The organism is Streptomyces sp. NPDC056347 (assembly GCF_042262625.1).
Lineage (GTDB): Bacteria > Actinomycetota > Actinomycetes > Streptomycetales > Streptomycetaceae > Streptomyces.
This window is the reverse complement of record NZ_JBHJQP010000041.1, coordinates 1-20,863: the sequence shown is the minus strand read 5'-3', so window position 1 is coordinate 20,863 and position 20,863 is coordinate 1. Positions and strand designations below refer to the sequence as shown.

Genomic DNA, 20,863 nt, shown 5'->3' with positions numbered 1-20,863 from the left:
CCTGGAATCGTCGGCGAAGGGCAGCGTGGTGCCCCGCAGGACTTGGTGGTGACCACCGCGCTGCCCGTCGTGCACGCGGAGCGTCCACCCACGAAACGGCCTGGTGGATCTCCTGGCAGCCTCGCCGTTCAGCGACGGGCCGGGAGCATCGGTCCCGGCCACGAGCACCCGGCCACGAGCACCCGGCCACGAGCGCCCGGCCGCGACGGCCGCCGCGACGGCGGCGGGGCGGGCCGGGTCAACGCCTGCGGCCGGCGTGCAGTTCCAGCTGCTCGGCTTCGAAGCGCGCACGGAAGTCGCGATCGTGAGAGACCGCGACCACCGCCCCCGGGTAAGCCGTGAGCGCCGCTCGAAGGTCCTCGACCAGGTCGAGCGCGATGTGGTTGGTCGGCTCGTCGAGGACGAGGAGGTCCGCGGGCCGGGTCACCAGGGTCGCGATCTGCAGTCGCCGCTGCTGCCCCACGGACAGGGCGGCGACCGGGACGTGCAGATCCTGTTCGCGGAACAGGCCCAGGGACAGGAGCTGTTCGGCGTACTCGTCCGGCAGCCCGGGCCGCCCGGCGGCGAACGCCGCGAGCAGCGGCAGTCGCGTGGCCTTCGCGGGCAGCTCCTGGGCGAGATAGCCGATCCGGGCGGGGCGGCGCGCCGTGCCCGCGTCCGGCTGCAGGTCGCCCGCCAGAACGCGCAGCAGCGTCGACTTGCCCGCGCCGTTCTCGCCCGTGACCAGGAGGCGTCCTCCGGGCTCGATGGTCAGGAGCCCCTCCAGGCACAGACGTTCCCCGACCCGTACGTCGCCGAGCTCGGCGAGTGTGCCCCGGGCCGGGGCGCCGGCCGTCGTCGGCAGCGCTGTCGTGAACCGGAGCGGTGCCGGCGGCTTCGCCACCGGGTTGCGCCGCAGCCGGTCCAGCCGTTCCCGTACCGAGCGCACCTGTCCGCCGAGTTTCGCCTCGCTGGAGCGGCGGTGCTTGCCGAAGCCCTGCTTCGGGTCGCGGCCGGTGGTGGCCAGCCGCCTGTCGGCGGCCTCCAGCAGCTCCTCCGCGCGGGCCACCTCCTCGACCCAGTCCGCGTACCGCTGCTCCGCTCCGCGCCGGGCGGCGGCCTTCGCGGCGCGGTAGCCGGCCCAGCCGTCGCCGTACCGGCGCACGCTGCACTCGTCCCGGTCGACCTCGAGGACCGTGGTGGCGATGCGCTCCAGGAAGCCGCGGTCGTGCGTGACCGCGACGACGGTGCCGCGGTGCGCGCGCAGGTGCTCCTCCAGCCAGCGCACGGCGGTCGCGTCGAGGTGGTTCGTCGGTTCGTCCAGAAGCAGCAGTTCGGGGGCGGCGGCCAGGACACAGGCGAGCGCGAGGCGCGCCTGCTCGCCGCCGGACAGCGAGCCGAGCAGGCGCTCCCGGGTGATCCGGGCCAGCCCGAGCCCGTGCATGGCGGCGTCCACACGGGCGTCCGCCTCGTATCCGCCGCGGTCCTGGTAGGCGGTCAACAGCTCGCCGTACGCGGCAAGCTCCTCGTCCGACGCGCCGGCGAGGGAATCCTCTGCCGCACGGAGCCCTCGCTCCATGTCGCGCAGTTCGCTCAGAGCAAGGTCGACGGCGTCCTGCACGGTGCGGTCCGCACCGAGGCCGAGGGTCTGGGCGAGGTGGCCGGTTCCGCCGGGAAAACGGACGGTGACCTCCCCGGCGTCCGGCGTCTCGGCCGTGGCGAGCAGCCGCAGCAAGGTGGACTTGCCGGAGCCGTTCTCACCGATGACAGCAACCTTCTCGCCCGGCCGGACGGTGAAGGACACCTGGTCGAGGACGGTCCGGGTGCCGTACGACTTGGCGACGGACCTGACGGACAGCTGCGCCACTGCGGCAACGGCGGTGGGCAGGGCAATACGGGCGCGGTCGCGCATGGAACTTTCCCTGGGTACGAAGGGTCTACGGGCAGCAGAAACGGCGGCAGGGGCCGTGCCCGGACTCAGACGAAGAAAAGGAAAGCCATGGCCTCACCGTAACAAGACGAAGCCTCTCGCCTCAATCCGTTTCGGGGCACGAAGGCCCTGATCCACAGCACCCGGCTCATCCGGGGACGGTCGGACCTGGTAACCCGCTCATCCGCGCCCGGCCGGGCCGCGCCCGCGGAAGTCCGGGAGCGGGGCGGGCAAAGCTCGTGGTCAGAAGCGCTTCCGGGAGTGCACGGCCACTCCGGGGTGCTCGTGGCTCACGGCTCGTGGCTGATGGGTCCTATAGCGTGGTTCGAGCTGCTGTGCAATCCCTCGGGAGGATTCATGAGGCACGGGCGATCGGACACACCGTATCCAACGCGGGGAGCAGTTGGCGGAAGCCGTCCGATGTCATGACCAGCTGATCTAAAGTGCTCAGGCCAGTTCCCGAACCGCGGACCTGAGAAGGAATCACGGAATTATGCCCACTGAGACGTTCGAGTTTCAGGTGGAAGCGCGACAGCTTCTGCAGATGATGATCCACTCGATCTACTCGAACAAGGACGTGTTCCTGCGCGAACTCGTCTCCAACGCCTCCGACGCGCTCGACAAGTTGCGGCTCGAAGCACTGCGCGACGACTCGCTCGACGCGGACGTGTCCGATCTCCACATCGCCATCGAGACCGACCGGCAGACCCGCACCCTGACCGTGCGGGACAACGGCATCGGGATGTCCCACGACGAAGTGGTCCAGCTCATCGGGACCATCGCGAACTCGGGCACCGCGAAGTTCCTGCGCGAACTCAAGGAGGCCGAGGGAGCCGCCGAGGCCGAAGGACTGATCGGTCAGTTCGGCGTCGGCTTCTATTCCAGCTTCATGGTGGCCGACGAGGTCACACTGCTGACCCGGCGGGCCGGTGAGAGCCAGGGCACCCGGTGGACGTCGACCGGCGAGGGCACGTACACCGTCGAGACCGTCGACGACGCGCCGCAGGGGACCGCGGTCACGCTGCGGCTCAAGCCGGAGGACACGGACGACCAGCTCCACGACTACGTCTCCCCGTGGAAGATCAGGGAGATCGTCAAGCGGTACTCCGACTTCATCACCTGGCCGGTCAGGATGGCCGCGGAGAGCGCGCCCGAGGGCGCCGGGGCCGCAGGGGAGGAGGCCGACGACACCCCGCGCGAGCCGGAGACGCTGAACTCGATGAAGGCCCTGTGGGCGCGCTCGCGCGACGAGGTCTCCGACGACGAGTACCACGAGCTGTACAAGCACATCAGCCACGACTGGATCGACCCGCTCACCACCGTCCGGCTTCAGGCGGAGGGCACCTTCGAGTACCAGGCGCTGCTCTTCATCCCCTCGCACGCGCCCCACGACCTGTTCATGCAGGGGTACAAGCGAGGCATCCAGCTGTACGTGAAGCGCGTCTTCATCATGGACGACTGCGAAGCGCTGATGCCGCCGTACCTGCGCTTCGTCAAGGGTGTCGTGGACGCCCAGGACCTGTCGCTCAACGTGTCGCGCGAGATCCTCCAGCAGGATCGTCAGATCCAGCTGATGCACCGGCGCCTGGCGAAGAAGGTGCTGTCCACGGTCAAGGACATGATGTCCGCCGAGCCGGAGCAGTACGCCACGTTCTGGCGGGAGTTCGGCCGCGTCGTCAAGGAGGGGCTGCTGAGCGACTTCGAGAACCGGGAGACGATCCTCGGCATCTCGTCCTTCGCCACCACCCACGACGAGGACGAGCCGACCACGCTGCGCGGCTACGTGGACCGGATGAAGGACGGCCAGGAGCACATCTACTACCTGACGGGCGAGTCCCGGCAGGCCATCGAGAACTCCCCGCACATGGAGGCCTTCCGGGCCAAGGGCGTCGAGGTGCTGCTGCTGACCGACCCCGTGGACGAGGTGTGGGTCGAGGCGGACCCCGAGTTCGACGGCAGGAAGCTGCGGTCCGTGGCCAAGGGCGAGGTGGACCTCGGCACCGAGGAGGAGAAGAAGGAAGCCGCCACCGAGCGCGAGGGCCGCCAGCAGGAGTACGCGGATCTGCTCGGCTGGATGACCGAGCGGCTGGGTGGGACCGTCAAGGAGGTACGGCTCTCCTCCCGCCTCACCGTCTCGCCGGCCTGCATCGTCTCCGACACGCACGACGTGACGCCCGCCCTGGAGAACATGTACCGCGCGATGGGCCAGGAAGTGCCGCACGTCAAGCGCATCCTGGAACTCAACGCGGAGCACCCCCTGGTCGGCGGCCTGAACAAGGCGTACGCGGCCCGGGGCGAGAGCGCCGGGACCGGTCTGGAGGAGACGGCCGAGCTCCTGTACGACCTGGCCCTGCTGGCCGAGGGCGGCGAGCTCGCCGACCCCTCCCGCTTCGTCCGGCTGATGGCCGACCGGCTCGAACGCACCCTGTAACCAGCACCGCGCGGAGGGACGCGCCTCGCACCGACGAGGCGCGTCCCACCGGCCGGGCCGTACGGGACGGGACCCGATTCCGCGTCGCCGTCCTCCCGAACGCACGCCGCAACGGAGGTCTCCGTGAAGTCCAGCGCCCCGCCCCCGGCCAGGAGCCGGCCCCCGGAGGCCCGGCCCGAAGCGGCGGACCGTCTGGTCGCCGTGCTCGCGTTCTCCGGGATCGTCGTCTCACTGATGCAGACGATCGTGATCCCGCTGGTCCCCGAGCTTCCCGACCTGCTGCACGCCTCCGCCTCCGACGCGACCTGGGCGATCACCGCCACCCTGCTCGCCGGAGCGGTCGCCACCCCGGTGATGGGCAGGCTCGGGGACATGCACGGCAAGCGCCGCATGCTGCTGGCCAGCCTGCTCCTCCTGGTGGCCGGTTCCGTGGTCGCCGCCCTCAGCGAGGGCCTCGGCCCGATGATCGTCGGCCGGACCCTCCAGGGCCTCGCCTCCGGGGTCATTCCGCTGGGCATCAGCATCATGCGTGACGAACTGCCCGCCGAACGCCTCGGCTCGGCGATCGCGCTGATGGGGGCCTCCCTGGGGATCGGGGGCGCCCTCGGGCTGCCCGCGGCCGCCTTCCTCGCCGAACGGGTCGACTGGCACGTGCTGTTCTGGGTGGCGGCCTGCATGGGCGCGGTCGCCACGGCGCTCGTCCTGGCGCTGGTGCCGGAGTCGCAGGTGCGTACCGGCGGACGGTTCGACCTGGTGGGCGCGGTCGGGCTGTCCGCGGCCCTGCTCTGCCTGCTCCTCGCGATCTCGAAGGGGGCGGCCTGGGGCTGGACCAGTGGATGGACGCTCGGCCTGATGGGAGTCTCGCTCGTCGTCCTGGCGGTATGGGGCCGCTGGGAGCTGTGTACCGGGCAGCCGCTGGTCGACCTGCGGACCACCGCCCGCCGGCAGGTGCTGCTGACGAACATCGCCTCGACGGTGTTCGGCTTCGCGATGTTCGCGGTCTCGCTCGTACTGCCCCAGGTGATCCAGCTGCCGAGAGCCACCGGATACGGCCTGGGGGCCTCGCTGCTGACCGTCGGTCTGGTCATGGGCCCGTCCGGGCTGGTCATGATGGCGGTCGCACCGCTGTCGGCGCGCATCTCCCGCGACCGCGGCCCCAGAGCGACGCTGATGACCGGGGCCGTCGTGGTCGCCGCCGGATATCTGCTGGGCATCGTCCTGATGTCCGCCATCTGGCAGCTACTGCTGGTCTCGGCCGTGATCGGGGCCGGGATCGGCCTGGCCTACGGAGCCATGCCCGCACTGATCATGGCCGCGGTGCCGGTCTCCGGGACCGCCGCCGCCAACAGCTTCAACACCCTCACCCGGGCCATCGGCACCTCCGCCGCCAGTGCTGTGGCGGGCGTCGTACTCGCCCAGATGACCATCCGGTTCGGACCGCTCGACGTGCCCTCGGAGAACGGCTTCCGCACCGTCCTGGCGATCGGCGCCGGTGCCGCGCTGGTGGCCTTCCTCGTCGCGTCCTTCCTGCCCGGACGCGACCCGGCCGGGTCCGCCACGGCCCGGCCCGCCACCGAGGCCGCGGCGTCCGAGCCGACCGGGAACTGACCGGGCCCCAGGGGCGGGAGAGGCGAGCGGAAAACCGGTGGCACACACCTCGCGGAGCCGCATAGCTTTTCGGTCCGTGACTGACGCCCCCGAGAGCACACCACCCGCCGCGCCCACGACCTTCACCCGGCCGGTCACGAAACGGCTCGCCGGGCGTGCCCGGCGCGGGGCGCCCGGTGGTGCTCCCGTGGAATCCGAGGCCGCGGAAGGGCTGTTCTCCCGGACGCACCGGGCGGCCACCGCGGGCTTCGCCGCGGTGATGTTCCTGACCGGGCTCGCCGCGCTCGCCGTGGTGCCCACCCTGCCGACGGCCGTCCGGGACCTGGACGGGGTGGCGCTCTTCCCGCTGGTGGCGGGCTGTTTCGTGGCCGCGAGCCTGCTGGGCGGGGTACTGGGCGGACACTGGGCGGACCGGGCCGGGGCGCATCGCCCGCTGGCGGTCGGCATGGTGCTGGCGGTGCTCACCCTGCTGGTCTCGGCCGCCAGCGGCTCGGTCTGGCAACTGGCCGCAGGACGCTTCGTGGACGGTGTCGCGGGCGGCATGATCGCGGTGTCCGTCAACGCGGCGATCGGCCAGGCGTACCCCGACCGGCTCCAGCCGCGGGCCCTGGCGCTGATGAGCGCCTGCTGGATCGTCCCCTCGCTGGTCGGCCCGCCGCTGGCCGGGCTGGTGGCCGAATGGTGGTCCTGGCGTGCGGTGTTCTACGGTCTGGCCGCCCTCACGGCGCTCCCGGCCCTGGCGGTGGTCGCCGTGCTGCGCCGCCGCTCCTGGCAGCCCGCTTCCGCGTCCGCGCCTGCGTCCGCCGAGGACGACACGCCGCGCCCCGCGCTGCTGGTGGCGCTGGCGGTGAGCGTGGGAGCCGCGCTCGGCCAGTACGGCGCATCGGGCTGGGACACGCGCCATCTGCTGTTCGCGGCCGCGGGACTGGCCCTGTTGGTCCTGTTCGCCTCCCAGTTGCTGCCGACGGGCACCTGGCGCGCCGCGCGCGGACTGCCCGCCACGGTGCTGCTGCGCGGGCTGAGCTCGGGAGTGTTCTTCACCCTGGAGGCGCTGGTGCCGCTGATGCTGGTCACCGGCCGCGACGTGGCCCCGGTCGTGACGGGGTTGGCGTTCACCGGTGCCGCGCTGGCCTGGGCGGCCGCCTCCTGGGTGCAGGGCCGCCTGCCGGAGGGGACCCCGCGCCACCGCCTGGTCGTGGTGGGCGCGTCGGTACAGGTGGCGGCGGTCGGGCTCGCCGTCGTCGGATCGCTGCCCGGTGTGCCGCCGGTCACCGCCGCCTCGTCGATGGTGGTCGCCGCGACCGGCATGGGCCTGCTCGCCCCCTCCCTCACCGTGCTCTCGCTCGCCCACGCCCCCCAGGGCCGGCAGGGCTACGCCAGCAGTGCCATGCAGACCAACCAGAACCTGGGGCAGATCCTGATCCTGGGCATCGCCTCCGCGGTCTTCAACGCCTTCCTGAGCGCCGGTTCGGACGACCACACCGGGTACGTCGCGGCGTTCGCGCTGCTGCTGGTGCCGGGCGTCCTGGCCGCCGTCCTCGCCACCCGGGCCCGCGGCACCTGACCGCAACACCACCGGGAGGCCCGGGAAATGCCCTGCCCGAAAGCCCGGGAAAGGCCCGGATCAGGAACCGAGCACATGCACGGCGATCCCCGCGCCCGCGGCGCTCGCGATGAGCTCCCCGGTCCGCGCCGCCCGCAGGCACACCACCGGATAGCAGTCCGACTCCAGATCGATCACCGCGAGCGCCGCGCCGACGTCGCGGTAGCGGCGGCCGCAGACCTCCAGGAAGTCGTACGTGTGCAGCCGCGTGTCACCGTCCTCGAGCAGCGCCCAGGGATCGGCGGAGGGTGCGGAGTCCAGCAGGCGCAACTGGGCCCGGATCTCCTCCGGATGCTCCTTCCAGTCGAATTCGGCGAGCAGCCCGTGCGCGTGGAGGGCGTCGACGAGGGCTATCCGCAGGAGCTCCGGGACGGGCTCGTCGACGCCCCGATCCTCCAACTCGTCCGCGTACAGACGCACATAGCCTTCGGGGTCGCGGTGTGCGAGCAGCACCCGTTCGGCGACGGCCGGACGTGCCGGGGCGAGCAGGGCCGTCACGGCGGCCAGGGACGTGGCGACAACTTCGGTGCCGGACATGGGCGTTCTCCTTGGGAAACCGGGCCGTGCTCGGCCCCGGTACGCGAACGCCCCGGTCGGCGCTCATGAGAAACCCTGGCACAGGGGTACGACAACCGACGGGAGGAGCCAGGAGTACGAGAAGTGCGAGGACTTGGCGGGGCGCGGCAGACCAAACGCCGGTATCACGCCGGAATCAGGCGGAAAGTAACCCTGTGGGCGAAGGGCGGCGAAACCTACGCTCGGTCCCATGCGTGTACTTTTCGCCTCGACCCGCGGCGCGGGCCACTTCTACCCGCTCGTTCCTCTCATCGACGCGTGCGCGGCGCGCGGCGACGAGGTTCTCGTCGTCGCTCCTCCGGCGCTCGAACCGGTGCTCGCGGCCCGCAAGCAGCCGTACCGGATCGGCGGGGAGCCGCCACCGGAAGCCATCGCCGATGTCAGGGCGCGAGCGATGGGGCTCGGCCCGGACGACGGGGTCTTCCTGATGGTCTCCGAGGGGTTCGGCCGGCTCGGCACCGCCGCGATGCTCCCCGCCACGGAGGAGGCCTGCCGGGACTGGCGGCCCGATCTGGTCCTGCACGAGACCTTCGAGTTCTCCTCCGTCGTGGCGGCCGAGCGCCACGGCATCCCGCACGCCCGCGTCGCGGTCTCCGCCGGGAGGTTCACCGCCGTCACCGACCCGCTGGTGGGCCCGGTGCTCGACGCCTACGGCTCCGGCATCGCCGGGCGGCTCCTGGCGTCCCCGTACCTGACCCGTCTGCCCGCCTCCATGGACCCGTCCCCCTACGACGTGACCCACCGCTACCACGAGGAGGCCCGGCCGGGAGCCCTGCCGGACTGGTGGGGCGGGGCGAAGGAGCCGCTGGTACATCTCACGCTCGGCTCCGAGGCGGGCGCCCTGCCGACCGCGGCCGGGCTGTACCGGGGCCTGCTGGAGGCGGTGGGTGCGCTGCCGGTGCGCGTACTGCTCACGACCGGGCACCACCTCGACCCCGCCGATTTCGGACCGCAGCCCCCGCACGTCCGCGTGGAGTCGTGGGTGCCGCAGGAGGACGTACTGCGCGAGGCGTCCGTCGTGGTGTGCCACGGCGGGTCGGGAACGGTGTACGGGGCTCTCGCGGCCGGTGTCCCGCTGGTCTGCGTCCCCCTTTTCGCCGACCAGCCGGAGAATGCGCGGCTGGTGGCCGGGACGGGGGCTGGGGCGAGTGTCACCCCGACCGGCGGGCGGGGCGGCGAGTCGGTGATGCTGAGCGCCGACGACGTGCGGGGAATCGGTGCGGCCGTCGAGCGGATCCTCACGGAGCCGTCATTCCGGGAGCGGGCCGGGAAGCTGGCCGAGGAGGTGCGGAACACCCCCTCGGCCGACGGAGTGCTCGGCGTTCTGGGCGGTTGACCCCGGATCACCGCGGGCGGCCGGGCCGGATGCCCGGCCGCCTCGCGCACCGAGGCCGGGCGGGGCCGGTCCCGGGATCAGCCCCGGACCAGGTCCTTGACCGTCTGTCCGGCCTCCCGCATGGCCTCCTTGGCCGTGGCCGAGCCGACCAGCACCGCCTGCACCTGCTTGGCGACCGCCTCCTCGATCTGGGCGCTCTTGGCGAACCGCCAGAACGGGCTGCCGGTCGCCGTCCCCGTGATCTTCTCGGTCCAGTCCGTGGTGAAGGCGTCGCCCTGGACCTTCGGGTCCTCCAGCCCCTCGGTGGTGGTCGGCGGCAGCGCGACCTGCTCGAAGTACTCGGTGACCGTCTCCTTGTCCGAGGTGGTGTGCAGCGCGAACTCGGTGGCCGCGTCCTGGCCGTGGCCCCGCACGATGACCAGGACCTGGCCCCACAGCAGTGCCCGCGGGATGTCGCCCTTCTGCAGGACCGGACGCGGCACGGGCTGCATCGCACCGGCGAGCTTCTTGTCCTTGGTCTGCGAGGCGATCACGCCCTTGCCTATCACGGCGTCGTCGTAGAACACCGCCCTGCCCTGGGCGAACAGGGCCCGTGCGTCGAATCGGTCCACGTCGGGGGCGATCAGCCGCTCGTCGTAGAGCCGCTTGTACCAGGTGACGGCGTCGACCGAGGCGTCGTCGCCGATCGTCACCCGGTCGCCTTCGAGGAGCGTGCAGCCGAAGGTCTGCATCCACGGGAAGATGTCCTTGAGCTGCGCCGCCTTCGTCGCCGCGGCGTACGGCACCACACCGCCGCCCAGCGCCTTCAGTTCACGCAGGACCGACTCGAACTCCTCGGTCGTGGTGGGGTGTTCGGTGATCCCCGCCTTGTCCAGGAGCTTTCCGTTGGCGACGAGGCCGATCGACCCCGTGGTCCACGGCAGCCCGAGCTGCTTCCCGTTGTACGTGCCGCTCTCCAGCGCCACGTCCGTGTAGCCGCCGTTCGGGGCCGTCGTGCCCAGGTTGGCGAGCTTGCCGGTCTGGGCGATGGTGCCGAGCCAGGCGATGTCGAGCTGGACCGCGCCGGTGATCTCGCCGCCGCCCAGCTTGACGGTGAGCTGGCTCAGGTACTCGTTGAAGGGGTACGAAGTCGTCTTGATGCTGGTGGACTTGAGCTTTTCCCAGTCGGCGACGATCTTCTCGACGGCGGGCCTGTTGGCCTTCTCGTTCATCGACCAGGAAGTGAACCGGAAGTCCTTGGCCTTGGTGTCGCCGCCGTTGGAGTTCGATCCGGTGCCGGACGGCGCGCAGGCGCTCAGTGCTCCGGAGCCCGCGACTCCGAGGGCGCCGAGGGAGAACATCCGAAGCGCGTTGCGTCTGCTGAGGTCGAACCTGGTCATGAGGGTCTCTCCGTACGAAGGTCTGGAGTTGGAGGTGGGGAAGGGTGCCGCGGTCGCCGCCGCGGGCGGCGGTCAGCGGCGGACGCCGGGGGCGCCGTGTGCGGCGTGACCGGCGGGCGGGGCCGCGAAGGCGCCCGTGGGGCGCGGCCCGGAGGCGGCGGACCGTACTCCCGGCGAGGGGAGGCGGCGGAAGGGCTCCGCGGTGCGGTGGTCGATCGCGCGGATGCCCGGTGCGCCGGGCGGGGTACCTGGGGGGAAGGGGCGGCCGAGGGGACCGCGTGCCACCGGGCCGAGCGGATGCCCGGCTGCCGGCGGATGGGGGGTGGCGGGCGTGCCGGGCCGATGCGCCCCGGCCGGGTCGATGGCCCGTGGCTCGGGCCGGCTGCTGAGTAAGCCGCTCAGCACGGACATGGCCCGCCCCACGCTCTGGTCGTTCCCTCGATCGAATGCCGCACACATGCCGGCGAACCCGGCGTGCAACATGCGGAATCGTCGTCCATTCATTACGGAAACGTCAACCCTTGAGTGCGGGGAGTTTGCGGCTTGTTGGCAACGGATGTTGACGATCCCTCGGCAATGCGCGATTAATTGAGATGTAACGCCGCTCTGTGCAATGTGTTTGCGCATAATGAATGGCATTCCCGGGTGTCGCGCGGGCCGGTGCCGTGCCTTCCATCGGGCCCCTGTCCGACGACGCATCGCAGTGCGGCACGCCGTTCGGAAATTCCACCGCGAGGAGACCGTATTCATGGCCCTGTTCGACCTGCCGCTGCCCGAACTGCGCACCTACCGACCGCAGTTGGATGAACCGGATGACTTCGACGCATTCTGGGTGAAGACCCTCGACGACACCCGCTCCCACGACCTCGCGGCCTCCTTCGAGCCCGTCGAGACCGGGCTGACCGGCATGCGCACCTGGGACGCCACCTTCGCCGGATTCGGCGGCCACCCGATCAAGGGCTGGTTCAGCGCACCGGCGGGCGCCGAGGGCCCGCTCCCGCTCATCGTCCAGTTCCACGGCTACAACGGTGGACGCGGCCTGCCGCACACCCGGGGCCTGTGGCCGCTGGCCGGATACGCCCACTTCATCATGGACGTACGGGGCCAGGGCAGCGGCGGCAACGTCGGTGACACCCCCGACCCGGCCGGTTCGGGCCCCTCCGTCGCTGGCTTCATGACCCGGGGCATCGAGGACCCCCGGAGCTACTACTACCGCCGGGTCTACGCCGACGCCGTGCGCGCCGTCGAAGCCGCCCGGACCCACCCGCTCGCCGACCCCTCCCGCACCGTCGTGCTCGGCGGCAGTCAGGGCGGCGGCATCACCCTCGCGGTCGGCGGGCTCCTCCCCGACCTGGTGGCCATAGCCCCCGACGTCCCCTTCCTCTGCCACTTCGAGCGGGCCGTCACGCTCACCGACTCCAACCCGTACGCCGAGATCGCCCGCTACCTCAAGATGCACCGGGGCAAGGAGCACGTCGTCCGGCGCACCCTGTCCTACTTCGACGGAGTCTCCTTCGCGGCCCGGGGCAGTGCCCCCGCCCTCTTCTCCGCCGGACTGATGGACCAGGTCTGCCCGCCCTCCACGGTCTTCGCCGCGTACAACGCGTACGCGGGCCGCAAGGGCATGGAGGTCTACTCGTTCAACGGGCACGAGGGCGGCGACATGTTCCACGAGGCCGTCCAGCTCCGCTGGGTGCGCGAGGCGCTGAACGACGCGGGCTGATCCGGACCGGGCCGACGGTCCGGCCAAGCGTGGTCGGGGTCACGGACAAGGCGCGGACGCCCCGTATAGGGTCCTTCGGGGCGCGTCAATACCCCGTGCCGGTGATCAAGAGCAAGGGCGGACCGTGCGGCAGAGAATCTACGCGCAGACGATGCGCATCATCGCCTGCGCGCTGATGGTGTGGCAGGTCTGGCTGATGTGGTACACCGCCGCCCACGAAGCCGTCGGCGTGCGGTGGACCTGCGACGGCACCGGCAGCTGCGGCAGCGACCAGTTCGCCTCGGTGGCCCCGTTCCTGGGCATCGGCATGGCCGTCCTCCTCGGACTGCTCACGGCCCGGTACCTGCACCGGGCCGTGCCCGGTGCGATGGTCTCGCTGTCCGCCGCGGCCGCGCTCGCCGGCTGGTACGACGCGCTGGACGAGGGACTGGTCGAGCGGGGGACCACCACCTCCTTCCACATCATCTTCCCGTTCGGCGAGTTCGCCGTCTCCAGCTGGCTCACCTTCCTCTGGTCCGTCGCGGGCGCGGGCTGCCTGGCCGCCTGGTGGGGAGCGGCGGTCAGCCTGCGCCGGGGCGGCGGACTGCGGAGGTTCTCACGCCGCTACACCACGGCCGACGCGCGGCTCACGGGCTGGCGCTCCGCGGGCGGCGGAAAGTACGGCGAGGTCACCGTCGTCTTCGACGACGCCGCCGGGGTCCACCACGAGGTCCCGGCCGTCGTGGAACGTCTCGCACTGCGCCGCGACGTCCTCGCGCTGTACGACCCCGACCGCCCCGACGACCCGGACCGCACCCGGGTCGTCATCCCCCGCAGGAAGGCGCTGCGCCTCGTATGAGCATCCCGACCCCTTCCCCCGTCGCCCGGCTGCGCGGCGTCTTCCGGTCGCTCGCCGTCCTCTGCGCGCTCGGTACCGGACTCGTCCTGGCGGTCACGGTCCAGGGCGCCGTGCACGGACCACGCTGGCTGCTGTTCCTCGGGCTCCCCCTGTCGGCCCTCACCCTGGCCGCGTACGGCAGGATCGCCGAGGACATGGGCGAGAACGCGGCCGCCGCCCCACTGCGCTCCGACGGCCCGCGCGCCTTCGCGCCCGCCGTCGTCAACAAGGTGCGGGCGGTGGACAGGGCCAGTGGCCGGACCGTCGCCGACGGGCGGTCGGTGAACTCCGCCTTCGCCTTCGACCTGACCGTGGTGGCCGACGGACTGCCCCCGTACCGCGTCGAGGTCCGCCACCCGCTCGACCTCCAAGGGCTGCTGCACCGCTCCAGGGCGGTCGTCGAGTACGACCCCGAGCAGCCCTGGCGGGTCGTCGTCCCGCAGAACCCGCCGCGCGCCTGGCTGGCCAGGGCGGAGATGCTCACCCCGCCCCGGGGCGAGGTGGAGCGGGCCGGTCGCGGCGGCCCGGCCGGTCTGCGGGCCCTGGTGGCGGGCGCGGCGGTCGCCGCCGTGCTGCTGGTGGCGGTGGCGGTTCTGGGCTGAGCCCGGGGCCTGCCGGGCCGTTCGGCGGCTCAGCTGTCGCGCGGGTACTTCTTGAGCACCTTGCCGTGGATGTCGGCCCGCAGATAGGCGCCGCCGTACTCGTCCGAGACGTAGACGCTGAGCGTCGGCCGGTAGTCGTCGAACGGGGACGCCGGGTCGATGTCCACGTAGTGCGTGGTGGGCTCCGCGACCCCCAGTTCCTTGTCCGCCCGGCGGATCAGTCCGGGCAGGGCGTCCCAGTTGAACTTCAGCAGGTCCACCGACTTGGCACCCGACATGAGCGTGCCGCCCGCGCGGTCCCGGACGGCCTTGCCGTCCCGGTAGGAGAAGACGTCGTACAGGGCCTTGTTCTTCGCGAGCGGGGCCTCGGCGCTCGCGTGCACGTCGTACAGCGTGAACGAGGTGATCTCGGTGCCGCCCATCACCGGCTCGAGCGAGGCGATGACGGACCGGGCGCCGGCGGGCGTCAGCAGGTTCCTGGGCGCCGCCGGGGTCTTCTCCGTGCTGTCCGGGCCGGTGTCGTCCGAGGTGGTGCCCTTGCCGGCGGAACGGCCCGCGGCCGTACGTTCCGACTGCGGCCGGTCCGCGGCGGAGGCGGTGCCGGCGCCGGACGATCCCGTGTCCGTCTCGGGCAGCAGCGACCACACCAGGACGCCGGTCAGGGCCGTCCCGGCGAGCGCGGTGGACACCGCCACGACCCGGCCCCGCCGGACCCGCCGGTTGATCTCCCGGGTCCCCAGCGTCGAGGGCGCGGCGTTCGGGAAGGCGGGCGGGGCGAACGGATCGGCCGGCCGGGGAGCGGGGGCGGTGGGCAGGACGGTGGTCGGGGCGGGGCCGAAGCCGGGGCCCGGCGGCACCGCGTCCTGCGGGGCGGGCGTGGCCCGCCGGGGCGGTACGGCGTCCTGCGGGGGAGCGGTCCGGGGCCCGGAGCCGTCGGCCACCGCGGCCAGCAACCGGTCCAGCTCTGCGGGGCCGGGCCGGGCGGCCGTGTCCCGGACCAGCAGTGCGGTCAGCACCGGGGCCAGCGGACCGGCCTGCCGGGGCGGTGGCACCGCCTCGTCCAGCACCGCCGCCAGCGTCGCCAGCGTGGTGGCCTTGCGCAGCGGGTGGCGGCCCTCGACGGCGACGTACAGCATCATGCCGAGCGACCACAGGTCCGAGGACGGGTCGCCCTCGTCGCCGCGGATGCGCTCGGGCGCCATGTAGTCGGGGGAGCCGATGATGGAGCCGGTCGCCGTCAGGCTCGTGGACTCGCGGATCGCCGCGATGCCGAAGTCGGTGAGGACCGGGCTCCCGTCGGCCCGCAGCAGCACGTTGGCGGGCTTCACGTCGCGGTGCAGGATTCCGGCGGCGTGGGCGGCCCGCAGCGCGGACAGCACGCCGCGTCCGAGCCGGGCGGCCTCGGCCGGGGCGAGGGTGCCCTCGGCCAGGCGCTCCGCCAGGGAGGCGCCGGGCACCAGCTCCATCACGATCCACGGATACGTGCCGGGGCCGCCGTCCACGATGTGGTGGACCGTGACCACCCCGGGGTGGTCCAGCCGGGCCAGTGCCCGTGCCTCGCGCAGCACCCGCTCGCGCAGCAGCCGCGCCGACTCCGGGTCGTTCTCCATGAGCGCCGGGTCCGGGGGCCGGACCTCCTTGAGCGCCACATCACGGTGCAGGGCCAGGTCGTGGGCCCGCCACACCATGCCCATGCCACCACTGCCGAGCCTGTTCACCAGCTCGAACCGGTCGTCGATCACACGGCGCTCAGGCCCCCCAGCGGTCATGGGAAGAGAGTAAGGGGCGGGACCGCGGCGACACGCACCCACCCCGTGCGCTGGCATGATCGGGGGCATGAACGAGAGCATCATCGCCGCGTGCGACGGCGCGTCCAAGGGAAATCCGGGACCCGCGGCCTGGGCCTGGGTGGTGGCCGACGCGCAGGGCCGGCCCGAGCGCTGGGAAGCCGGACCGCTGGGCACCGCCACCAACAACGTCGCCGAGCTCACCGCACTGTACGAGCTGCTGGCCGCCACGGACCCCGCCGTGCCGCTGGAGGTACGGATGGACTCGCAGTACGCGATGAACGCGGTGACCAAGTGGCTGCCGGGCTGGAAGCGCAACGGCTGGAAGACCTCGGCGGGCAAGCCGGTGGCCAACCAGGAGCTCGTGACCGGCATCGACGAGCGGCTGACCGGCCGCACCGTACGGTTCACCTACGTGCCCGCCCACCAGGTCGACGGCGACCCGCTGAACGCCGTCGCCGACCAGGCGGCCAGCGAGGCCGCCGTGGCACAGCGCCCGGCCGGCACCGCACACGGTGACACCGCGCCCCCGGTGCCCGCCCCCGCCCGTGCCACCGAGAGCCGTCGCGGCGGCGCGTCGTCCGGGAGCGGGAAGCGGCCGGGCGCCTCCCGTCCGGCCCGCACCGGCACCATCCGGGCCAAGTTCGCGGGCCGCTGCCGGTGCGGGCGCCCCTACGCGGCCCAGGAAATGATCGCCAAGAACCCCGACGGCTGGGGCCACCCGGAGTGCCGTACCGCCTCCGTCTGATCCGGCCGGCGGGGCGGCGCCGGACCGGGCCCGCGTGCCATGATGCGGCTTCGTGAGCGGCACGCCGGGGGGACGGATGCGAAGCACGGGCACGGTTCTGCGAGAGCTGCGCGGCGCCCAGAAGACGGCCAGGGGGGTGTCGCTCTACTCGCGGTACGTGAACCGCCCGGCCGGCCGGCTGTTCGCCGCGGCCGCGTACCGCATCGGCCTGACGCCCAATCAGGTCACCCTGGTCAGTGCGGCATTCACCTTCTCCGCGATCGCGGCGGTGGCCCTGTTCCGGCCCTCGCCCGGGCTCGCGCTCGCTGTCTACGCCGGTCTCGCCGTCGGCTTCGCCCTCGATTCCGCGGACGGGCAGCTGGCCCGGCTCACCGGGTGCGGCGGCCCGGACGGCGAGTGGCTGGACCACGTGGTGGACTGCGCCAAGATGATCCTGGTGCACACCGCCGTACTGATCGCCTTCCAGCGGTACGGCGGACCGCCCGGCGGTGGCTGGCTGCTGCTGCCGCTGGGTTTCCTGTTCACCGCCGTGCTGACCTTCTGCGCCGGGCTGCTGCGCGAGCAGCTGGGCAGGGCGGCCGCACGGCCCGGCGCGGGCCCCGGCGCCGCCGCCCCGGCTTCCCGGCTGCGGGCGCTCGCGCTGCTGCCCGCCGACTACGGGGTGTTCTGCCTGGTGTTCCTGCTGCTCGGGGACCGCGACGCGTTCCGCGTCGGCTACGCGGCCCTCGCCGCCGTGCACGCGTTGTTCCTGGCGCTGTTCCTCGTCAAGTGGTTCCGGGAACTCAGAGCGCTCCGGACTGACGGCTGACGATCAGCTCCAGCGCCCGGCGCAGCTGGGTGCTGGAGGTGTGCACGGTGTACGGGAAGTAGACGACCTCCACGCCGACCGCGGCGAAGTCGCGTTCCAGCCGTTTCCCGCGCTCGGTGCCCCGCCAGTCGTCCCCCTTGAAGAGGACGTCGAAGCGCACCTGCTGCCAGGTCTCCACCTTGTCGGGCACGGTCTCCACGAACGCCGCGTCCACGTAGCGCACGCTGCGCACGATCTCCAGGCGCTCGGTCAGGGGGACCACCGGCCGGTGCCCCTTCGCGCGCTCCGCCATCTCGTCGGAGACGACTCCGGCCACGAGGTAGTCGCACTGGCTGCGGGCATGCCGCAGGATGTTGAGGTGCCCCACATGGAACAGGTCGTAGACCCCCGGCGCGTAGCCGACCCTGTGCGCCATCCGTTCTCTCCCCCCGAGGTGGGTGCGATACCCGCGTCCCGCACGGCCGTTGTCCGGACATGCCGTCCGGTGCGGTGCGATTTGGGCATCGGTGCTGATGGTCCAACGACCTTACTGTGACGACCAGTTGCGCATCTCGTGAACGGATAAGCTCGCTTTTGGGGCCGCTGCCTGCGGGGAACACAGAAGGTCCCGGGGGGAAGGCGAGCGCCATGACCGATGCCGAGCTTCACCGACCGTTCGACGGCCGCACCCTGCTGGTCGTCTCGACGAACTACGCGCCGGAGCTGACCGGAATCGGCCCGTACGCCACCCAGCTCGCCGAGCACTGGGCCGCCGCCGGGGCCGACACCCACGTACTGGCCGGAATGCCGCACTACCCGTCCTGGCGCACCGACCCCGGCTACCGGGGGGCGTGGCGGGTCACCGAGGAGCGGGCCGGGGTCACCGTGCACCGGCGCAGGCACTACGTGCCGCCCCGCCAGAGCGCCCTGCGCAGGGCACTGTTCGAAGCGACGCTGCTCGGCCACGGGCTGCTGGCGCCGCCGCGCACGCGCCGGCCGGACGCGGTGGTCTCCCAGATCCCCAGCCTCGCCGGAGGGGTGATCGGCGCCCGGCTGGCCGCCCGGCACCGGGCCCCGTACATCCCCGTGGTGCAGGACCTGATGGGCGCCGCCGCCGCGCAGAGCGGCATCCGGGGCGGGGGCAGGGCGGCGGCCCTCGCCTCGGCCGCCGAACGCCGCGCGCTGCGCTCCGCCGCGCTGGTCGGCGTCATCCACGAGAGCTTCGTGCCCCGCGTCGCCGCGTACGGCGTGGACCCGGGACGCATCCGCACCGTGCCCAACTGGTCCCATGTGCGGGCGCCTTCGGCAGGCCGGGCCGGAACCAGGGCGCGCCTGGGCTGGAGCGAGGGCACCCCGGTGGTCCTGCACGCCGGCAACATGGGACTCAAACAGGGGCTGGAGGTGCTGGTCGACGCCGCCCGCCTCGCCCCCCGGATACGCGTGGTGCTGATGGGCGACGGCAACCAGCGCGAGGTGCTGCGCGCTCGCGCGGCGGGCCTGCGCAACCTCGACTTCCTGCCCCCGGCCGACGAGGACGAGTTCACCGACGTCCTCGCCGCCGCCGACGTACTCGTGGTGACCCAGCGGGCCTCCGTCCTCGACATGAGCGTGCCCTCCAAACTCACCTCGTACTTCGTCTCGGGCCGCCCCGTGGTGGCCTCGGTCGCGCAGGGTGGCGGCACCGCCCAGGAGGTCCAGAACTCCGGAGCCGGTCTCCTGGTCGACCCCGAGGATCCGGCGGCCCTGCTGTCGGCGGTACGCCATCTCGTCGAGGCCCCGGCCCGGGCGGACGCCCTCGGCGCCAACGGACCGCAGTACGTCGCACGCCATCTGGGCCGGGAGGCGGGCCTGGCCCGCTTCGACGCCCTGCTCACCGAGGTCCTCGCGGACACACAAGGGAGACCACGTCGATGAACCAGCCGAACGCCACCCTGGAGGACCAGGACGAACCGGCGCTGCTGCGGGACCAGTTCCGTCAGCTGCTGCGCTACCGGACCCTGCTCGTCTCCGGAGTGGTCGCCGGGCTCCTCGGCGGCGGCTGGCTCGCCCTCAGCGGGGAGGACGCCTACACCTCGACCGGCGAGGTCGTCGTTCGCTCCGCCGCCTCGGACCCGTTCGCCGCCGGTGCCTCCGCCGACAAAGGCATCAACATCGGCTCCGAACGGCAGACCGCCGTCAGCGACACCGTGGGCACACTGGCCGCCGCCAACCTCGCCCGGCAGGGCGACCAGGTGGAAGTGGGGCCGCTGCTGTCCGGCCTCCAGGTCACCAACCCGCCCAACACCCTGGCCCTGCGCTTCGCCTACACCGGCCGTACCCCCGCGCTCGCCCAGCAGCGCGCCCAGGCCCTGGCCGCCGCCTATCTGGAGATCCGGCAGCAGCGCACCGAGAACAGCATCGCCAACATGGTCCAGGGCTACCGCGCCCAGCTCGCCCCGCTCACCGCCCAGCGCGACCAGCTGGCACAACAGGCGGCCGGAAGCGACGACGTGACCAGCGCACGGGCCAACCTGGTGGTCTCGATCTCCGAACTCTCCAGGAAGATCTCCGAGTTGCGCGCCCTGGACACCACGCCGGGCTACCTGACGAAGAAGCCCGCCGCACCGACCGGACCGAGCGGCGCCTCCCTGCCGCTGCTGCTCGGGCTCGGCGGCCTCGTCGGCATCGCGTCCGGACTGCTGCTGTCCTGGGTACGCCTGGTCTTCGACCCGGCCGTGCGCTCGACGCGGGAGCTGGTCCGCTCGCTCGGCGCGCCCCTGCTCGGCACCCTGCCCAGGGAGCGTCCCACGACCGGATCGCCGCTGGCCATCGGCCGCGTCGGCAGCCGGCTCGCCGAGGAGTACCGGGCGGTGGCCTTCCGGCTCGCCTACGATCCGTCCTTCGACCGCGGCCGCAGGCTCCTGGTCACCGCCCCGCGCGGGGACGGTGCCGCGGCGTCCGCCGCCGCGGCCAACCTCGCCGCCGCCTTCGCCGAGATGGGCCGCGACGTCATCCTGGTCGAGGCCGACCTGCGCACCCCCGCCCTGGCCGCCGGCCTCGGCCCCGCGGTCCAGGGCTTCCCGCCGCACCGGATCAACCGGGGCGAGTGGTCCTGGCCGGCCGAGAGCCGGATGAACGTGGACGTGCCGGGCTCGGGCGCCTTCACCCTGATCGCGGGCCGCCGCACCGACAATGTGCCGCGCGCCCTGACCTCGGCACTGGTCGGCCGCATCCTCGCCGAGGGCGACCGGCCCGGCGCCGCGGTCATCGTGCTGGCCCCGCCCGTACTGGCGTACGCCGACGCCGTCGCACTGCTCGACCGGGTGGAGGGCGTCGTCGTGGTCTGCGACCCGCGCGAGGTGCACCGCAGCGACCTGGAGCGCATCCGGGAGATCATCGGCGGGGCGGGCGGCACGGTGCTCGGCGCGCTGCTCCACCCCGGCCTCGGCCGTACCGAGCACCGGGCCCGCAAACGCGCCGCCGGGCACCGGCCGGGCCACGGGCGCCCGGACCGGCGG

The 20,863-nt window shown here is 72.7% G+C and carries 16 protein-coding genes; 11 read left to right on the top strand and 5 right to left on the bottom strand.

Annotated elements, in window-relative coordinates:
* Window positions 1–238: 238 nt before the first annotated feature.
* Window positions 239–1,891 carry a ribosomal protection-like ABC-F family protein gene (gene abc-f, locus ACFCV8_RS12570; protein WP_376685290.1) on the bottom strand — a complete coding sequence of 551 codons (1,653 nt, stop codon included), beginning with the start codon at window positions 1,889–1,891 and terminating at the stop codon, window positions 239–241.
* 511 nt (window positions 1,892–2,402) lie between these two features.
* Between abc-f and htpG the strand changes: the two genes are divergently transcribed.
* The 3 genes from htpG (at window position 2,403) to ACFCV8_RS12555 (ending at window position 7,512) form a co-directional block, all read left to right on the top strand.
* Window positions 2,403–4,340: a molecular chaperone HtpG gene (gene htpG / locus ACFCV8_RS12565; protein ID WP_376685289.1), complete on the top strand. Its 1,938-nt coding sequence runs from the start codon at window positions 2,403–2,405 to the stop codon at window positions 4,338–4,340.
* A 123-nt stretch (window positions 4,341–4,463) separates the two neighbouring features.
* Window positions 4,464–5,948, top strand: a complete 1,485-nt coding sequence (locus ACFCV8_RS12560) for an MFS transporter (protein ID WP_376685288.1) — start codon at window positions 4,464–4,466, stop codon at window positions 5,946–5,948.
* A gap of 76 nt (window positions 5,949–6,024) precedes the next feature.
* Window positions 6,025–7,512 carry an MFS transporter gene (locus tag ACFCV8_RS12555; protein ID WP_376685287.1) on the top strand — a complete coding sequence of 496 codons (1,488 nt, stop codon included), beginning with the start codon at window positions 6,025–6,027 and terminating at the stop codon, window positions 7,510–7,512.
* 60 nt (window positions 7,513–7,572) lie between these two features.
* On the opposite strand, the gene ACFCV8_RS12550 is transcribed toward ACFCV8_RS12555, so the two are convergent.
* A complete protein-coding gene (locus ACFCV8_RS12550) occupies window positions 7,573–8,088 on the bottom strand; it encodes a DUF6630 family protein (RefSeq protein ID WP_376685286.1) in 516 nt (171 codons plus the stop codon).
* A 229-nt stretch (window positions 8,089–8,317) separates the two neighbouring features.
* Here ACFCV8_RS12550 and ACFCV8_RS12545 point away from each other — a divergent pair, with 229 nt between their 5' ends.
* Complete coding sequence (locus ACFCV8_RS12545; RefSeq protein WP_376685285.1) at window positions 8,318–9,463, top strand: glycosyltransferase; 1,146 nt, start codon at window positions 8,318–8,320, stop codon at window positions 9,461–9,463.
* A 77-nt stretch (window positions 9,464–9,540) separates the two neighbouring features.
* Here ACFCV8_RS12545 and ACFCV8_RS12540 read toward each other — a convergent pair whose 3' ends face one another.
* Window positions 9,541–10,842, bottom strand: coding sequence for an ABC transporter substrate-binding protein (locus ACFCV8_RS12540; protein ID WP_376685284.1), 1,302 nt, complete (start codon window positions 10,840–10,842; stop codon window positions 9,541–9,543).
* A 748-nt stretch (window positions 10,843–11,590) separates the two neighbouring features.
* On the opposite strand from ACFCV8_RS12540, the gene ACFCV8_RS12535 reads away from it, so the two are divergent.
* From ACFCV8_RS12535 to ACFCV8_RS12525, 3 genes are all read left to right on the top strand, one after another.
* The gene (locus ACFCV8_RS12535) at window positions 11,591–12,565 is read left to right on the top strand and encodes an acetylxylan esterase (protein ID WP_376685283.1); all 975 of its coding nucleotides are present in this window, start codon (window positions 11,591–11,593) and stop codon (window positions 12,563–12,565) included.
* Between the two features lie 124 nt (window positions 12,566–12,689).
* On the top strand, window positions 12,690–13,403 hold the full coding sequence (locus ACFCV8_RS12530) for a hypothetical protein (protein WP_376685282.1): 714 nt from the start codon (window positions 12,690–12,692) through the stop codon (window positions 13,401–13,403).
* Window positions 13,400–14,044 carry a hypothetical protein gene (locus ACFCV8_RS12525; protein ID WP_376685281.1) on the top strand — a complete coding sequence of 215 codons (645 nt, stop codon included), beginning with the start codon at window positions 13,400–13,402 and terminating at the stop codon, window positions 14,042–14,044. Before ACFCV8_RS12530 ends, ACFCV8_RS12525 begins: the two co-directional genes overlap by 4 nt.
* A 29-nt stretch (window positions 14,045–14,073) precedes the next feature.
* Here ACFCV8_RS12525 and ACFCV8_RS12520 read toward each other — a convergent pair whose 3' ends face one another.
* A complete protein-coding gene (locus tag ACFCV8_RS12520) occupies window positions 14,074–15,813 on the bottom strand; it encodes a protein kinase (RefSeq protein WP_376685280.1) in 1,740 nt (579 codons plus the stop codon).
* Between the two features lie 67 nt (window positions 15,814–15,880).
* On the opposite strand from ACFCV8_RS12520, the gene ACFCV8_RS12515 reads away from it, so the two are divergent.
* Both ACFCV8_RS12515 and ACFCV8_RS12510 read left to right on the top strand, forming a co-directional pair.
* Window positions 15,881–16,579: a ribonuclease H gene (locus ACFCV8_RS12515; RefSeq protein WP_376685279.1), complete on the top strand. Its 699-nt coding sequence runs from the start codon at window positions 15,881–15,883 to the stop codon at window positions 16,577–16,579.
* Window positions 16,580–16,655: 76 nt separating this feature from the next.
* Window positions 16,656–17,387, top strand: coding sequence for a CDP-alcohol phosphatidyltransferase family protein (locus ACFCV8_RS12510; RefSeq protein WP_376685278.1), 732 nt, complete (start codon window positions 16,656–16,658; stop codon window positions 17,385–17,387).
* Here ACFCV8_RS12510 and ACFCV8_RS12505 read toward each other — a convergent pair.
* Window positions 17,362–17,802 (bottom strand): adenylyltransferase/cytidyltransferase family protein, encoded by a 441-nt coding sequence (locus ACFCV8_RS12505; protein ID WP_376685277.1) that lies wholly within the window; start codon window positions 17,800–17,802, stop codon window positions 17,362–17,364. The two genes, ACFCV8_RS12510 and ACFCV8_RS12505, sit on opposite strands and share 26 nt — an antisense overlap.
* 212 nt (window positions 17,803–18,014) lie before the next feature.
* Here ACFCV8_RS12505 and ACFCV8_RS12500 point away from each other — a divergent pair, with 212 nt between their 5' ends.
* Both ACFCV8_RS12500 and ACFCV8_RS12495 read left to right on the top strand, forming a co-directional pair.
* Window positions 18,015–19,280: a glycosyltransferase gene (locus tag ACFCV8_RS12500; RefSeq protein ID WP_376685276.1), complete on the top strand. Its 1,266-nt coding sequence runs from the start codon at window positions 18,015–18,017 to the stop codon at window positions 19,278–19,280.
* On the top strand, window positions 19,277–20,863 hold a 1,587-nt coding region (locus ACFCV8_RS12495; RefSeq protein ID WP_376685275.1), incomplete at its 3' end, for a lipopolysaccharide biosynthesis protein. The genes ACFCV8_RS12500 and ACFCV8_RS12495, both read left to right, overlap by 4 nt.

Coding starts and splice junctions, on each gene's coding strand:
- abc-f (WP_376685290.1), bottom strand. CDS start 1,891: ATGCGCGACCGCGCCCGTATTGCCCTGCCCACCGCCGTTGCCGCAGTG.
- htpG (WP_376685289.1), top strand. CDS start 2,403: ATGCCCACTGAGACGTTCGAGTTTCAGGTGGAAGCGCGACAGCTTCTG.
- ACFCV8_RS12550 (WP_376685286.1), bottom strand. CDS start 8,088: ATGTCCGGCACCGAAGTTGTCGCCACGTCCCTGGCCGCCGTGACGGCC.
- ACFCV8_RS12525 (WP_376685281.1), top strand. CDS start 13,400: ATGAGCATCCCGACCCCTTCCCCCGTCGCCCGGCTGCGCGGCGTCTTC.
- ACFCV8_RS12510 (WP_376685278.1), top strand. CDS start 16,656: ATGCGAAGCACGGGCACGGTTCTGCGAGAGCTGCGCGGCGCCCAGAAG.
- ACFCV8_RS12500 (WP_376685276.1), top strand. CDS start 18,015: ATGACCGATGCCGAGCTTCACCGACCGTTCGACGGCCGCACCCTGCTG.
- ACFCV8_RS12505 (WP_376685277.1), bottom strand. CDS start 17,802: ATGGCGCACAGGGTCGGCTACGCGCCGGGGGTCTACGACCTGTTCCAT.
- ACFCV8_RS12535 (WP_376685283.1), top strand. CDS start 11,591: ATGGCCCTGTTCGACCTGCCGCTGCCCGAACTGCGCACCTACCGACCG.
- ACFCV8_RS12515 (WP_376685279.1), top strand. CDS start 15,881: ATGAACGAGAGCATCATCGCCGCGTGCGACGGCGCGTCCAAGGGAAAT.
- ACFCV8_RS12520 (WP_376685280.1), bottom strand. CDS start 15,813: ATGACCGCTGGGGGGCCTGAGCGCCGTGTGATCGACGACCGGTTCGAG.
- ACFCV8_RS12545 (WP_376685285.1), top strand. CDS start 8,318: ATGCGTGTACTTTTCGCCTCGACCCGCGGCGCGGGCCACTTCTACCCG.
- ACFCV8_RS12540 (WP_376685284.1), bottom strand. CDS start 10,842: ATGACCAGGTTCGACCTCAGCAGACGCAACGCGCTTCGGATGTTCTCC.